The organism is Pseudomonas sp. LBUM1664 (genome assembly GCF_059695895.1).
The window spans coordinates 2,632,781-2,648,100 of sequence record NZ_CP166791.1 but is presented as its reverse complement, the minus strand read 5'-3'; the positions used below and the strand labels follow the sequence as shown (position 1 = coordinate 2,648,100).

The 15,320-nt window shown below is 61.5% G+C and carries 12 protein-coding genes; 5 read left to right on the top strand and 7 right to left on the bottom strand.

Features of this window, described 5'->3' with window-relative positions; translation table 11 throughout:
* Positions 1-4 precede the first annotated feature (4 nt).
* Genes hcnC through hcnA form a run of 3 tightly spaced genes read right to left on the bottom strand, consistent with a single transcriptional unit; the run spans position 5 to position 3,001 of the window.
* On the bottom strand, positions 5-1,279 hold the full coding sequence (hcnC, locus tag ACA047_RS12520) for a cyanide-forming glycine dehydrogenase subunit HcnC (RefSeq protein ID WP_497359486.1): 1,275 nt from the start codon (positions 1,277-1,279) through the stop codon (positions 5-7).
* On the bottom strand, positions 1,272-2,681 hold the full coding sequence (hcnB, locus tag ACA047_RS12515) for a cyanide-forming glycine dehydrogenase subunit HcnB (RefSeq protein ID WP_497359485.1): 1,410 nt from the start codon (positions 2,679-2,681) through the stop codon (positions 1,272-1,274). The genes hcnC and hcnB overlap by 8 nt, the downstream gene beginning before the upstream one ends.
* Positions 2,678-3,001, bottom strand: coding sequence for a cyanide-forming glycine dehydrogenase subunit HcnA (gene hcnA, locus ACA047_RS12510; RefSeq protein WP_497360325.1), 324 nt, complete (start codon positions 2,999-3,001; stop codon positions 2,678-2,680). Before hcnA ends, hcnB begins: the two co-directional genes overlap by 4 nt.
* Positions 3,002-3,283: 282 nt before the next feature.
* Here hcnA and ACA047_RS12505 point away from each other — a divergent pair, with 282 nt between their 5' ends.
* Both ACA047_RS12505 and ACA047_RS12500 read left to right on the top strand, forming a co-directional pair.
* Positions 3,284-3,967: a response regulator transcription factor gene (locus ACA047_RS12505; RefSeq protein WP_497359484.1), complete on the top strand. Its 684-nt coding sequence runs from the start codon at positions 3,284-3,286 to the stop codon at positions 3,965-3,967.
* Positions 3,945-5,330, top strand: a complete 1,386-nt coding sequence (locus ACA047_RS12500) for a sensor histidine kinase (protein ID WP_497359483.1) — start codon at positions 3,945-3,947, stop codon at positions 5,328-5,330. Before ACA047_RS12505 ends, ACA047_RS12500 begins: the two co-directional genes overlap by 23 nt.
* A gap of 12 nt (positions 5,331-5,342) precedes the next feature.
* On the opposite strand, the gene ACA047_RS12495 is transcribed toward ACA047_RS12500, so the two are convergent.
* The 4 genes from ACA047_RS12495 to ACA047_RS12480 form a co-directional block, all read right to left on the bottom strand.
* Complete coding sequence (locus ACA047_RS12495; RefSeq protein WP_497359482.1) at positions 5,343-5,591, bottom strand: DUF1652 domain-containing protein; 249 nt, start codon at positions 5,589-5,591, stop codon at positions 5,343-5,345.
* A 237-nt stretch (positions 5,592-5,828) separates the two neighbouring features.
* Positions 5,829-7,313, bottom strand: a complete 1,485-nt coding sequence (locus tag ACA047_RS12490) for a helix-turn-helix transcriptional regulator (RefSeq protein WP_497359481.1) — start codon at positions 7,311-7,313, stop codon at positions 5,829-5,831.
* 117 nt (positions 7,314-7,430) lie between these two features.
* Complete coding sequence (locus ACA047_RS12485; RefSeq protein WP_497359480.1) at positions 7,431-8,714, bottom strand: Zn-dependent hydrolase; 1,284 nt, start codon at positions 8,712-8,714, stop codon at positions 7,431-7,433.
* Between the two features lie 123 nt (positions 8,715-8,837).
* Positions 8,838-10,316: an NCS1 family nucleobase:cation symporter-1 gene (locus ACA047_RS12480; protein WP_497359479.1), complete on the bottom strand. Its 1,479-nt coding sequence runs from the start codon at positions 10,314-10,316 to the stop codon at positions 8,838-8,840.
* Positions 10,317-10,939: 623 nt separating this feature from the next.
* Here ACA047_RS12480 and hydA point away from each other — a divergent pair.
* The 3 genes from hydA (at position 10,940) to preA (ending at position 15,200) form a co-directional block, all read left to right on the top strand.
* Positions 10,940-12,379 carry a dihydropyrimidinase gene (gene hydA, locus ACA047_RS12475; protein ID WP_497359478.1) on the top strand — a complete coding sequence of 480 codons (1,440 nt, stop codon included), beginning with the start codon at positions 10,940-10,942 and terminating at the stop codon, positions 12,377-12,379.
* Between the two features lie 178 nt (positions 12,380-12,557).
* Positions 12,558-13,925, top strand: a complete 1,368-nt coding sequence (locus ACA047_RS12470; protein ID WP_497359477.1) for an NAD(P)-dependent oxidoreductase — start codon at positions 12,558-12,560, stop codon at positions 13,923-13,925.
* Positions 13,926-15,200 carry an NAD-dependent dihydropyrimidine dehydrogenase subunit PreA gene (preA, locus tag ACA047_RS12465; protein WP_497359476.1) on the top strand — a complete coding sequence of 425 codons (1,275 nt, stop codon included), beginning with the start codon at positions 13,926-13,928 and terminating at the stop codon, positions 15,198-15,200. It abuts the gene before it with no gap.
* The last annotated feature ends 120 nt before the right edge of the window (positions 15,201-15,320 follow it).

Here is a 15,320-nt window from a genome sequence, read left to right as displayed (position 1 = left end):
TTCTTTAGGCCAGCTCCACTGCCTTCGATTCGTTAACTGGCGCGACCTCGAACCGATCCGCCAGGAACGGTGTGATGTCCAGCGGCAAGGGCTCGTTGTTCACCAGTTTGTCCAGCAGCACCCCGGTGATGGCTGAGGTCAGGATGCCGGTGCGAAAATGCCCGCAGGCGTTGAGGTAGCCCTGCACGCCGCGCATCGGCCCCAGGATCGGCAATTCATCGGGAGAGCCCGGGCGCAAACCGGCCCAGGTCCGTTTCAGGTTGATGTCGGCCAGCTTCGGGATACAACGCATCGCGCCCTGCACCAGCCCTTCGATCTCAGGGTAGGTGGTGGTCACGTCGAACCCTTTGTCTTCGGTGGTGCTGCCGATGAGGATTTCGCCGTTGTCCTTCTGCGCCACGTAGCAGTCGCTGGTGGTCAGGCATCCATTGAGGATTTTCGGCATGCGTTCGGTCAGCAGGATTTGCCCTTTTACCGGTTTGACCGGAATCCGCACGCCGGTGGCCTGCTCGCTCAGGTCCGCCGACCAGGCACCGGCAGCATTGATCAGGGTCCGGCAGTTGAAGCTCCCCGCCTCGGCGGTTTTCACACCCGTCACCCGCGCCCCGTCGCGCAGGACTTCAGTCACGTGGGTGTTAAAGAACATATCGACGCCGTTCTGACGGGCACCTTCGGTGTAGGCATCGGCCAGCCGGAACGGGCTGACCTGGTGGTCGCACAGAAACTCCAGCGCGCCCAGGGCTTCATGGCTGACGTTCGGCTCAGCCTCGCGCAGGGCGGCCTGGTCGAGCCAGCGCACCTGATCGGCCAGGTGGGGAATGCAGGCGACGATGTGTTCTGCGTACAAACGGTCTTCGTCGTCGTAGATCACGAACTTGAGCCCGGTCTCCTCGAACTTGAAATCCATGCCATGGTTGTCCATCAATTCGCGGTGCAGCTGGGGGTACATCGCGTTGGACTGCAAGGCGAAATCGAAGAACGACTGGGGCAGGATATGTGGCGTGCTGGCATCCACCGCCACAGCGGCGCCCTGGGTCTCGCGCTTTCGATTGGCCGACATCATGCGAAAGAAAATCACCCCGCAGCCCAGGCCAACGGACTCGCCGATGGCCCACAGGCCGCCAGCCGAAGCACGAGTAGCGTTACCAGGGCGCTTGGCATCGATCAGGGCGATTTTCAGGTGTTTGCGCTTGGACAGTTGATAGGCGCAGGAGGCCCCGATCACGCCGCCACCGGCGATGACAACGTCGTAGTCCTTGAGGTCTGGATGCTTAATCATGCTGGATGGCCTCCGTGCCGGCGGTCTGGAACGCTGAAAAAGGAATCGGATCGATGGGAAAACGTGGCCGCAGCCAGCCCACATCGGACCGACCGGTGGCTTCGCGCAATCGATCAGTGCAATAGCCGACGCACATCCGCCCCTGGCAGTCGCCCATGCTCACGCGGGTGCGCATTTTCAGGCTGGCCATGTCTTGCACGCCCTGATCCAGAGCCCGGTCGATGTCGGCGCGGGTGGCGTGTTCGCAGCGGCAAATCACCGTGTCGGCAGCCGGCAATGCCGTTTGCCCGGCGCCGCGCTCGGTGTAGCGGTCCACCGCGGCGCGAAAGCGAATGATCCGATCAAGTTGCACCTGGTAGCGCTCGCGATACGCGAGGGCGGTGGACGAATCCAGCACATTGCATTGCATCAGGATCGACAGCGCGGCAATGCGCCCGCTCAGCATGGCGGCTTCACCGCCGCGAATGCCGCCCATGTCGCCGGCCAGATGAACGTGCGCTTCGCTGCTTTGTTGCCAGGCATCGGACACGGCCCGCAAGTAGCCGTCATCGCTGAAGCCGTGCTCCAGGCCCATCTGCTGGCTCAATTGGGTACGCGGGATGAAACCGTAGCCGACCGCCAGCGTGTGGGCCGACACCTGTTCGGCGCGTTTCAAGTCAGGCTCCCAGGTACTGGAGTACGGCGCGACGGTGACGCTGCTCAATTCGCCCTCGCCCTGGGCCTGCACCACGCCCCATCCGTAGCGCACGGAGATACGATTCAGCTTGAGATAGGCCAGCATGCTCAAGCCATCGAGGAACAGTTGCGGCTTGTTCAGCAATGCCAGGCTTTGCTTGGCGATCTTGCCGAATGCACAGGCTTCATAAACACCGGCTACGGTCACGCCAGCAGCGTGCAACTGACAGGCCACCAGCGGCAGCAACGGCCCCGTGCCGGCGATCACCACAGGGCTCGGCGGCTTGACCACCCCGCTCTTGATCTGGAGCTGCAGGCCACCGAGCATCATCACTCCCGGCAGGGTCCAGCCGGGAAACGGCACACTGCGCTCGTGGCAACCCGCCGCCAGGACCAGGTGGGAATAAACGACCTCGCCCAAGCGTTCGTCGGCGTCCAGCAGCATCAGCGCCCGGAACCCTTCGGCGCCGATGACGCGGCTGCTCAATCTCACGTCGATCAGCCCGGCGTGGCATTGGAATTCAGCGTGGAGTTTCTCCAGGGCTTCACTGTAGCGCGGCCCCAGGTACTCCAGCCCGACGCCATCGCGCAGCGGCCCGCGGTACACCACGCCCCCCAGGCGCGGCGCCTCTTCGAGCAAGGTGCAGCGCACCCCGTGCGAGGCCAGTTCAATGGCCGCTGCCATACCGGCCGGCCCACCACCGACAATCACCGGATTGAGGTTCATGGCGCCTCCGTTTCGGTGATGCGGTTGGCCCGGGTTTCGATCTGCATGCCAGGGCGCACCTGGGTCTGGCAGGCGCGGCGCTTGTGACGGCCGTCGATCTTGACCAGACAGCACTGACACACGCCCATGCCGCAATACGCGCCGCTGATCTGGCCGTGATCATTGCGGGCCACCTGACGTTGCCCCAGGGACTGGATCACGGTGAGGACGGTTTCACCTTTGGCGGCGCTGACAGTCTGCCCGTCCAGGCGAACCGTCATATCGGCCTGTTTCAGCGGCTGGATATCAAATTTTCGTTGTAGAAGGTCTTGAGGTTGCATCATGCTGCTCTTCCTTGAAGGTTGAGTGAGGTCTCGGCTCCTTGCGGCACACCAATCACTGGTTCGCGTCAGTACCCGGCAGCGACAACGCGCCAAAGCAGGGCAACAGATGCAACATAATAGTGCGCACGAAATTGATGTTAGGGATTAGTTTGTGACCAAGTATTGATCCAGACCAGTGAATCGGCTTGTCGCTCCCATGAACTTTTTTTCAGAAAGCAGACAGGTATTTTTTGGCAGAATGCTGCGCAATGGCTTCAATTTCCCAACTCGGTACCGCCCATGAACCGCATTCTGACCATCGAAGATGACGCCGTGACCGCCCGTGAAATCGTCGCCGAGCTGACCCGCAACGGCCTGAACGTCGACTGGGTCGACAACGGCCGTGAAGGCCTGGAACGGGCGGTGAGCGGCGATTACGACCTGATCACCCTCGACCGCATGCTGCCCGAGCTCGACGGCCTGGTGATCGTCACCACGCTGCGCACCATGGGCGTGGCTACGCCGATACTGATGATCAGCGCCCTCTCCGATGTGGATGAGCGAGTTCGCGGCTTGCGGGCCGGCGGCGACGATTACCTGACCAAGCCGTTCGCCACCGATGAAATGGCCGCCCGGGTCGAAGTGCTGCTGCGGCGTAACAATGGGGCTCGTGAGCCGGAAACCGTGCTGCGGGTCGCCGATCTGGAACTGAACCTGATCAGCCGCGAAGCCAGCCGCAATGAGCAATTGCTCAGCCTGCTGCCCACCGAATACAAGTTGCTGGAATTCTTGATGCGCAACAGTGGGCAGATCCTGTCGCGCATGATGATTTTCGAAGAAGTCTGGGGCTATCACTTCGACCCCGGAACCAACCTGATCGACGTTCACATCGGCCGCCTGCGCAAGAAGATCGACCCTCCGGGCCTCGAACCGCTGATTCGCACGGTACGGGGTTCCGGCTATGTCATTGCTGAACCCCGCTAAGGGCTGGCGCTCCTCCAGCAGCCGCCTGCTGGCGCTGTACAGTTCACTGTTCGTGATCTGGAGCGCGATCCTGATGGGGGTGATGTATTACGAAGTATTCGGCTACCTCGACAGTCTGGCCAAGCACTCCCTGATGCAGCGCCAGCATCTGTTCGCGCGGATCCACGGCGAACAGTTGGAAGACGCCCTAATGGCCAGCCTGACGCTGGACGAACGCGGCGTCGACGCCTACGGCCTGTTCGATCCGCACTTGCAGCACTTGAGCGGACCGATCCAGCAGATTCCGGCCGAACTGCCGCTGGACGGCAAAATCCATATGCTCGACGGCTGTGTCGATTCCAACGATCCCAGCGTACCTCCCGACAGTTGCGATGCGGTGGCGAGCCGGACCCAGGACGGACGGTGGCTGGTGCTGGCGCGGGACAACGGCTCGCTGTTTGCCGTGACACGCATCATCTTGCATGCGCTGTTCTGGGGCGTGTCGTTGACCATCCTGCCAGGCATTGCCGGTTGGCATCTGCTACGCCGCCGACCGCTGCAGCGTATTCGTAAACTGCAAGCCAGTGCCGAGGCCATTGTCGCAGGCGACCTGACCCACCGCCTGCCGCTATCGAGCCGTCGCGATGAACTGGACATGCTGGCGGCGATCGTCAATGCCATGCTCGACCGCATCGAACGCTTGATGAACGAGGTCAAGGGCGTGTGCGACAACATCGCCCATGACCTGCGCACTCCGCTGACGCGCCTGCGCGCCCAGCTGTATCGCATCCAGCAGCAAGCCCAGGACGGTTCGCCCGAGGCTTTGCAGATGGATCAGGTGATTGCCGAGACCGATACCCTGATGGCCAGGTTTCGTGGTTTGTTGAGGATTTCCGAACTGGAAGACCAACAGCGACGCTCGGGGTTCGTGCGCCTCGATCCGTTGCAGTTATTGCAGGAACTGCACGACTTTTACCTGCCCTTGGCCGAGGAAGGCGAACTGACCTTCACCCTCGAAGTGCCCGACACCCTGCCCCTGCTCAACGGCGACCGGGCGTTGCTGTTCGAGGCCGTGTCGAACCTGCTGAGCAACTCCATCAAATTCACCCCGACGGGGGGCGCAGTCATCCTGCGGGGGGTCGATCAGGGCGACAGCACCCGCATCGAAGTGCTCGACTCCGGCCCCGGCATACCCGAAGCCGAGCGCAAGGCGGTGTTCCGGCGTTTCTATCGCGCTGAGGGCAGTAGCCAGCACGGCGGGTTTGGCCTGGGCCTGTCAATTGTCGCGGCGATCGTCAGTTTGCACGGCTTCACGCTGGAAGTGGGTAGCAGCGAGCGCGGTGGCGCACGGTTGGCGCTCGATTGCCGGGCGACGCTGCTATAGAAGCGTGGTGGATCAGCTCACGTTTTCGCGATGCAGGGGCGCGTGCTGCAGCTCATATCGCAGTTCATCGACCAGCTTCGCCAGGCTTTCTTCCGAGCGGACGCTGTCCAGGCTCAGACCGCTCACCACCAGGTCCACTTCTCCACTTTTGCGGTGATAGAGACGTACGGTGAGGGTGCCGTCGCCATTGAGGCTGCATTCGCAGGCCAGTGGCGTGAAGCTTTCTTCCAGGCGGGCGCGCAGAGGTGCCAGGTGGGTCATACGTTGCACCTCGGCATCAAGCCTGCAAAAAACGGGTAGATAGCGCCGAGCTCCTGGCTCCTGCAGACATCCTGTCGATTGCACGTTTGATTCGTTCACTGCGCATTGTGGCGTGTTCCTTGGCTGTTTCGTGGGGGACGCGACATAGACAATGCCGCACCCTCACAGCCTAAGCAGCCAACGGTGCGCTTAAAACCCGAATTTGCACCATCATTACCAGTGCATTTGCACTGGCCATCACGGTGCCTTCATCCGCCATTCATTGGCGAACAAGCCCCGTGCCCGTGCCCAGACAATCGCTTCGCTGCGACTGTGAACGTCCAGTTTCGAATACAGCGTCGCCACGTGATTGCGCACGGTATTGGGGGCCAGCTTCAAGCGCGCCGCGATTTCCTTGTCCGCCAAGCCCTGGCAAATCAGCCCCAGCACATCACGCTCCCGGGCCGTCAGCTCGGTGAATGACACTGCGGGCATCTGCGTGTTGATGCTCTTCACATTGGCCAGTTTTTCGATCAGGGTCCGGCTGAACCAGGAAGCGTCTTTCATGACCTCCTCGATGGCCGTGACCAGCTCCAGCTCCGAGCGCTTGCGCTCGGTGATGTTCATCAATACCAGCAGGTAGCACGGTTTGTCCTGAATAACCACGGTGTCGGCCGCCACCTCGCAGTCGATCTGCTCCCCCCCTTTTTTATGAACCTTGACGTCGACACTGGACACATTCGCGGTCTTCTCCAGCGTGGCAAACAGCGCCGCGCTGGCTTCTTTGCCGAGGAAGCCAATCTCCTCCACGGTTTTACCCAGCACTTCTTCGCTGGCGTAACCGGTGGTGTGGAGAAAGGCTTCGTTGATTTCCACCAACTGCTGTTCGGCGCTGCACACCAGCGTCGGCACAGGGGTGAGGCGAAACGACTTGGCAAAACGCTCCTCGCTCTGGCGCAGCGACGTTTCGGCCTTGCGTCGCGGCTCCATGTCCATGAAGGAAAACAGCATGCAGTCTTCGTCGTGCAGGTCCAGTGGCTGGCCTGCGACGACCACTTGCTTGCTGCCGCCACCCGGCAATTTCAGCTCGGCCTGCATCTGCGGAATGGTCGAGCCCTGCCCCAGGCGTTCGACGGCCAGATCACGCCTCTCGGCGGCCTCGAGCACGTCCAGCTCATACACCGAACGCCCGATCACTTGCTCGCGGCTGTAGCCGGTCATCTCCAGAAAGCCCTGGTTGACCTTGATGTAGCGCAAGTCACTGAGACGACAGATCACCGCCGGCGCCGGGTTGGCACCAAAGGTTTTCTCGAAGCGCTGTTCGGCGCTGGCCCATTCGGTGGCGTCGCTGATAATCAGTACAAGCAGTTCCGGCTCACCGTTGCGGTCGGTCAGCAACATGCTGCGGATCCGGTGCACCCAGGTGCGCTCGGGATCGGCCTCAGCCGTGACCTCCACCAGCACGTCGCTGAACTCATCGCCACGGGCGACCCGGGCGATGGGGTAGTTTTCTTCGGTCAGCGGGTGGTTGTTGCGATAGCGCAAATTGAAACGCTGGGCGTATTCCTCGGCGTTAGCCCCCAGCGCCTTGAGGTCAGTGACCCCGTGCATGGTCAACGCCGCTTCGTTGGCCCAGGCGATGGTCTGATCGACTTCGATCAACATCACCCCGTCAGACAGCCCGGCGATGATTTGCAGCAATTGACGACGATTGGTATCGGTAGTCGGGACGTCCTGGCTCATCGGTTCTCCATGTGGTCAGAGGCGCATGAACGTTACGACCCTTCTGGATGACCGAGCGTTCCCACGTAGGAGCTGCCGAAGGCTGCGATCTTTCCAATACCAAGCGATCTTTTGTCCTTAAGCCGCCATGCGTCCCTCGGCAATGGCCTGTGAAGCGGCCAGCATCGCGCGCAGCAGCACCGCGCAGCCGGCGGCGAGGTCGTCCGGGGCGGCGTTTTCGATTTCGTTGTGGCTGATGCCGCCTTCGCACGGCACGAAGATCATTCCGGCCGGGCCCAGTTCGGCGAGGAAGATCGCGTCATGGCCGGCGCCGCTGACGATGTCCATGTGGGACAAACCCAACCCCTGGGCAGCGCCGCGCACGGCTTCGACGCAGCCCTTGTCGAAGTACAGCGGGGGGAAGTCGGCCGTGGGTTTCAACTCATAGATCAGGCCGTGCTGCCGGCAAGTGTCTTCGATCACCTGCTTGACCTCGGCGATCATCGAATCCAGTCGCGCCGGTTCCAAGTGACGGAAATCCAGGGTCATGCGTACTTCGCCGGGGATGACATTGCGCGACCCCGGGTAGGCTTGCAGGCAACCGACCGTGCCGCAGGCATGGGGTTGATGGCCAAGGGCGGCGCGGTTGACGGCGCCGACGATGATCGAGGCACCCACCAGGGCATCCTTGCGCAGGTGCATCGGAGTCGGGCCGGCGTGGGCTTCGACGCCCCGCAACGTGAGGTCGAACCACTTCTGCCCCAGTGCGCCCATCACGATGCCGATGGTCTTGTGTTCATCTTCCAGGATCGGCCCCTGTTCGATGTGCGCCTCGAAATACGCCCCCACCGGATGACCACTGACCTGGCGCCGGCCGGCGTAGCCGATGGCGCTCAACGCCTGGCCCACGGTGATGCCTTCGGCGTCGGTCTTGGCGAGGGTTTCCTCGAGGGTGAATTTTTCGGCGAACACGCCGGAGCCCATCATGCACGGGGCGAAGCGCGAACCTTCTTCGTTGGTCCACACCACCACTTCCAGCGGTGCCTCGGTTTCGATGTTGAGGTCATTGAGGGTACGCAGCACCTCCAAGCCGGACAGCACGCCAAAGCAGCCATCGAACTTGCCGCCGGTGGGTTGGGTATCGATGTGACTGCCGGTCATGACCGGGGGCAGGTTCGGATTACGCCCAGGGCGGCGGGCGAAGATATTGCCCACGGCATCGATGCTGACGCTGCAACCGGCCGCTTCGGTCCACTGCACAAACAGATCCCGGGCCTGGCGGTCCAGATCGGTCAGGGCCAACCGACACACGCCGCCCTTGACCGTGGCACCGAGTCGGGCCAGGTCCATGAGCGATTGCCACAGGCGGTCGCGGTTGATGTGCTGATGGGTGGATTGCAGAACGTCGACGGCAGCGTTCATGGGGGATCTCCAGTTTTTCAGGCATTTTTCGGTAAGTTTGAGGCCGTTATCGCGAGCAGGTTCGCTCCCACAGGGGAATGCATTTCAAATGTGGGAGCGAGCCTGCTCGCGATGGGCCCTCGCTCACACCGCAGATTTGGCGACTGATGGGCTCGCACGCATACTGCACAACCCGTAATAAATCACCCCGCCCAGCGCCGAGCCGGTGAACCAGCCGTAGCTGTAGAACCAATTGAACGCGTCGCTGCCCAGGGACAACAGCGTCAGCGCCACCGGCACGCCAAAGGCGATGAAGCCGTTCCAGTTCCACGCCGGATAAACGTCGTCGCGGTACAGCCCGGCCAGGTCGAGTTGCTGTTTCTTGATCAGGAAATAATCCACCACCATGATCCCGGCAATCGGCCCCAGCAGGCTCGAATAGCCCAGCAGCCAGTTGGAATAGACCGACTCAAGGCTGACCTCGGAAACAATCCAACCGAGCTTTTTCAGCAGTTCATGGGCCATCAGCGCCAGCCCCACCAGCCCGGTGAGCAGCACCGCCTTGGTCCGGCCGATCAATTTGGGCGCCAGGTTCTGGAAGTCGTTGGTGGGCGAGACGATGTTGGCAGCTGTGTTGGTCGAGAGCGTGGCGACGATGATCAGCACCATCGCCAGCGCTACCCACACCGGGCTCTGAATGTGCCCGATCAAAGTCACAGGGTCGGAGACGGTGACACCCACCAGTTTCTCCGAAGCCGCGGTCATGACCACGCCGAGCGAGGCGAACAGGAACATGGTCAACGGCAGGCCGATGATCTGGCCCACGATCTGGTCTTTCTGGCTCTTGGCATAACGGCTGAAATCGGGAATGTTCAACGACAGGGTGGCCCAAAAACCGACCATGGCCGTGAGCCCGGCGAGGAAGTAACTGGTCACGCCGGCACCCTCGGGCCGTTTGGCCGGCACCGCCATCAGTTCGGTCAGGGACACGTTGGGCAATGCCCACACCAGCAGGCCGGCGCCCACCAGCACCAGCAGCGGCGCGGACAAGGTTTCCAGCCACTTGATCGACTCGGCACCGCGCAGCACCACCCACAGGTTCAAGACCCAGAACACCATGAAACCGATCACTTCGCCGGTACCGCCCAGGCTCTTCCAGCCTTCGGATACCGAGCCGAGAAACAGGTGAATCGCCAGACCGCCGAACATCGTCTGGATCCCGAACCAGCCACACGCCACCAAGGCGCGAATCAGGCAGGGTACGTTGGAGCCGATGACACCGAAGGACGAGCGCAACAGCACCGGAAACGGAATGCCGTACTTGGTCCCGGCAAAGGCGTTCAGGGTCAAGGGAATCAACACAATGATGTTGGCGAACAGAATCGCCAGCAGCGCCTCGCCCACCGTCAAGCCGAAATAGGCGGTGAGCACGCCGCCGAGGGTGTAGGTCGGTACGCAGATCGCCATACCCACCCACAGCGCGGTGATATGCCACTTGTTCCAGGTTCGCTCGTGCACCTTGGTCGGCGCGATGTCGTGGTTGTAACGGGGGCTGTCGAGAACGTCGCTGCCGGCTTCAAGCTCGAACAACCCGTCGCGCTCAGTCACTGTTGATCTGGTCATGTCCGCTCCACTGTTTTCATTATTTTTGCTCATCGACAGGCGACGGCCGGAGTACTTGCATGTTAAGGCACGCGTGCTACTGACGGCCCAGCCTGTCAGCGACGGCACTCAATATCCGTGCCGATTGTTGCGCCGAGTTGACCGGACGGTCGATATAACCTTTACAACCCGTTGATCTTAAACGCCTTAATTCAAACCAATGGCTCTGCTGCGCGCTGAGGGGTCGTCCTTTAGGCTAGATGACCTGCACGTTCTGTCGAGTTCGAGATTCAAAGTGGTGCACCGCGAATTAACGCGACGTGTCTAAACCGTACTTTAACGGCTTTCAAGCCGCTGATTTACCATGATAAATCTCTCTCAAATACCGATCCTGTCAAGTGCGTCAAAATGGTGAGGCAGCTCACCATTTTGGTGATTTATATAATTAACTTTTATTTTTCAATAGGTTATACAAACTTTTAACTGGTTAAAAATAATCTTGCTCAATTCAACAACTCCAGCTAGCGTCTAATCCTGACAACCGTGACAGGAATATCATCCTGCACGCCTTCATCACTTATTCATCGTGATCTATAAAATATAAAGAACCGGCAACAGTCGGTCATGCCTGCGAGGAGCTCGGAATGTCTCTGTTGATCCGTGGTGCCACTGTAATAACCCATGATGAAAGTTATCGCGCCGATGTGTTTTGTGCCGACGGTGTGATCAAGGCCATCGGTGAAAACCTGGATGTTCCGGCCGATGTCGAAGTGCTCGATGGCAGCGGCCAATACCTGATGCCCGGCGGCATCGATCCGCATACCCACATGCAGTTGCCGTTCATGGGCACGGTCGCCAGCGAGGACTTCTTCAGCGGCACGGCGGCAGGCCTGGCCGGGGGCACCACCTCGATCATCGACTTCGTGATTCCCAATCCCCAGCAGTCGCTGATGGAGGCATTTCACCAATGGCGTGGCTGGGCCGAGAAAAGCGCCAGCGACTACGGTTTTCACGTGGCAATCACCTGGTGGAGCGAGCAGGTGCGCGAAGAAATGGCCGAGCTGGTCAACCAGCACGGCGTGAACAGCTTCAAGCATTTCATGGCTTACAAGAACGCAATCATGGCGGCCGACGACACCTTGGTGGCGAGCTTCGAGCGGTGCCTGGAATTGGGCGCGGTGCCCACCGTGCACGCGGAGAACGGCGAGCTGGTGTATCACCTGCAACGCAAGCTGCTGGCCCAGGGCTTCACCGGGCCCGAAGCCCATCCGTTGTCGCGGCCATCGCAAGTGGAAGGCGAAGCCGCGAGCCGGGCCATTCGTATCGCCCAAACCCTTGGTACACCGCTGTACCTGGTGCACGTGTCCACCAAAGAGGCACTGGACGAAATCACCTACGCCCGCAGCCAGGGCCAGCCGGTCTACGGAGAAGTGCTGGCTGGGCATCTGTTGCTGGACGACAGCGTCTATCGCCACCCGGACTGGCAGACCGCCGCCGGTTACGTGATGAGCCCGCCCTTCCGGCCCCGCGGGCATCAGGAGGCACTGTGGCACGGTTTGCAGTCGGGCAACCTGCACACTACCGCCACCGACCACTGCTGTTTCTGTGCTGAGCAGAAGGCCGCCGGCCGCGAGGACTTCAGCAAGATTCCCAACGGCACCGCCGGTATCGAAGACCGCATGGCCGTGCTCTGGGATGAAGGGGTCAACAGCGGCAAATTGTCGATGCACGACTTCGTCGCGCTCACCTCCACCAACACCGCGAAAATCTTCAACCTCTACCCGCGCAAAGGGGCGATCCGCGTCGGTGCCGACGCCGATCTGGTGCTCTGGGATCCCCAGGGCAGCCGCACGATTTCAGCCAAGACCCACCACCAGCAAGTGGACTTCAACATCTTCGAAGGCAAGACCGTGCGCGGCGTGCCCAGCCACACCATCAGCCAGGGGCGGTTGGTCTGGGCCGATGGCGACCTGCGCGCCGAACGCGGGGCCGGTCGCTACATCGAACGGCCGGCGTACCCGGCGGTGTTCGACTTGCTGAGCAAGCGGGCTGAGTTGCACAGGCCGGTTGCCGTGAAACGCTGAAAGCGGCCTTCGGCCTATCGCGAGCAGGCTCGCTCCCACATTGGATTTTGGGTGGATACAAAATCTGTGTGCGCAGCTGATTCCTGTGGGAGCGAGCCTGCTCGCGATGAGGTCAGCCCAGACAACAAAGAACAATGCCCATCAGAGGCAGCACCTCAAACACCGTGAGGCCAATTCCATGATCCAGCCCTTGAGCCACCTCCCCCATTCCCTAGAAGACCCGGCTACCCTCGCCGCCCGCTTCAGCGACCTGGCGCCGCCGCTCAACGCGCGCCAGGCCCACCTGCAAGCGTCCCGTTGCCTGTACTGCTACGACGCGCCGTGCGTGAACGCCTGTCCGAGCGAGATCGATATCCCTTCGTTCATTCGCAACATCCATCAAGACAACGTCCAAGGTGCAGCGCAGAAGATTCTCTCGGCCAATATCCTGGGCGGCAGTTGCGCCCGGGTCTGTCCCACCGAGATCCTTTGCCAGCAAGCTTGCGTTCGCAACAACGCCCGGGAATGCGCGCCAGTGCTGATCGGCCTGTTGCAGCGCTACGCCGTGGACAACGCCCACTTCACCGAGCACCCGTTCAAACGCGACGCCGCCACAGGCAAGCGCATCGCCGTGGTCGGTGCAGGTCCAGCCGGGTTGTCCTGTGCTCACCGCAGCGCGATGCATGGTCATGACGTGGTGATTTTCGAAGCCCGGGACAAGGCCGGCGGACTCAACGAATACGGCATCGCCAAATACAAACTGGTGGACGACTACGCTCAGCGCGAACTGGATTTTTTGCTGGACATCGGCGGCATCGAAATCCGCCATGGCCACACGCTTGGCGAAAACCTGAGCCTGAGCGACCTGCACCAGCAATTCGATGCCGTGTTCCTTGGCATTGGCCTGGCCGCCAGCAAACAATTGGGTCTGAGCGATGAAGAAGCGCCGGGGCTGCTGGCCGCCACTGCGTTCATCCGCGAACTGCGCCAGGCCGAAGACCTCAGCCAGCTACCGCTGGCTGACCGCTGCATCGTCCTCGGCGCCGGCAACACCGCCATCGACATGGCCGTGCAAATGGCTCGCCTCGGCGCCCGGGACGTCAGCCTCGTATACCGTCGAGGCCTTGAGGACATGAGCGCCACCGAGCATGAGCAAGACATCGCCAAGGCCAATCAGGTGCGCCTGCTGACCTGGGCCCAGCCGCAACAAGTGCTGCTCGACGAGGCCGGGAATGTACGGGGCATGCGTTTCTCGCGCACTCATCTGGAGAACGGTCGGCTGGTCATCGGCGCCGAGACGTTCGAGCTGCCCGCCGACGCAATTTTCAAAGCCATCGGCCAGGCCTTCGACGCCGCCGCGCTGGTGGACCCACTGGCCCGGGAACTCAAGCGCCAGGATGGGCGGATCCTGGTGGACGAGCAACTGCGCACCAGCATTCCCGGCGTGTACGCCGGCGGCGACTGCACCAGCCTGGACCAGGACCTTACTGTGCAGGCCGTGCAGCACGGCAAGCTCGCCGCCGAGGCGATCAACGCTCAACTGATGCTCAACGTGGAGGCTGCGTAAATGGCCGATCTGTCGATTGTCTTCGCCGGCATCAAAGCCCCCAATCCGTTCTGGCTGGCCTCCGCGCCGCCCACCGACAAGGCCTACAACGTAGTCCGCGCTTTTGAGGCCGGCTGGGGTGGCGTGGTCTGGAAAACCCTCGGGGAAGACCCGGCGGCCGTGAACGTGTCATCGCGCTATTCGGCCCACTTCGGCGCCAATCGAGAGGTGTTGGGCATCAATAACATCGAGCTGATCACCGACCGTTCGCTGGAGATCAACCTGCGGGAAATCACCCAGGTGAAAAAAGACTGGCCGGACCGGGCGTTGATCGTGTCGCTGATGGTGCCGTGCGTCGAAGAGTCGTGGAAGCGCATCCTGCCGCTGGTGGAGGCCACGGGTGCCGACGGCATCGAGCTGAATTTCGGCTGCCCCCACGGCATGCCGGAACGGGGCATGGGGGCTGCGGTCGGCCAGGTGCCGGAGTACGTCGAACAAGTGACGCGCTGGTGCAAGACCTATTGCTCGCTGCCGGTGATCGTCAAGCTCACCCCCAACATCACCGACATCCGCGTCGCCGCCCGGGCGGCCCATCGGGGTGGCGCGGATGCGGTGTCGTTGATCAACACCATCAACTCTATCACCAGCGTCGACCTGGACCGCATGGTCGCCCTGCCCTCCGTCGGCAGCCAGAGCACCCACGGCGGCTATTGCGGCTCGGCGGTCAAGCCCATCGCGCTGAACATGGTCGCGGAAATCGCCCGCGACCCACAGACCCAGGGCTTGCCAATTTGCGGTATCGGTGGCATCGGCAGTTGGCGCGACGCCGCGGAATTCATTGCCCTGGGCAGCGGCGCGGTGCAGGTGTGCACGGCGGCAATGCTGCATGGTTTTCGCATCGTGGATGAGATGAAGGACGGCCTGTCACGCTGGATGGACGATCACGGACACGCCAATCTGCAGGCATTCTCCGGTCGCGCGGTGGGCAACACCACCGATTGGAAGTACCTGGACATCAACTATCAGGTCATCGCGAAGATCGACCAGGAGGCCTGCATCGGCTGCGGCCGCTGCCACATTGCCTGTGAAGACACTTCGCACCAGGCCATCGCCAGCCTCAAGCAGGTTGATGGAACGCGCAAATATGAAGTGATCGATGAGGAGTGCGTGGGTTGCAACCTGTGCCAGATCACCTGCCCGGTGCAAGACTGCATCGAGATGGTGACGGTGGACACGGGCAAGCCGTTTCTGGACTGGAACCATGATCCGCGTAATCCCTATCATGTAGCGGTTTGAATTTGAGGTGTCTGGGCTGCCGTCATCGCGGGCAGGCTCGCTCCCACAGGGATCGGTTGTGAACACAGGATTTGTGTTCGTCGCAAATCCTGTGTGGGAGCGAGCCTGCTCGCGACGAGG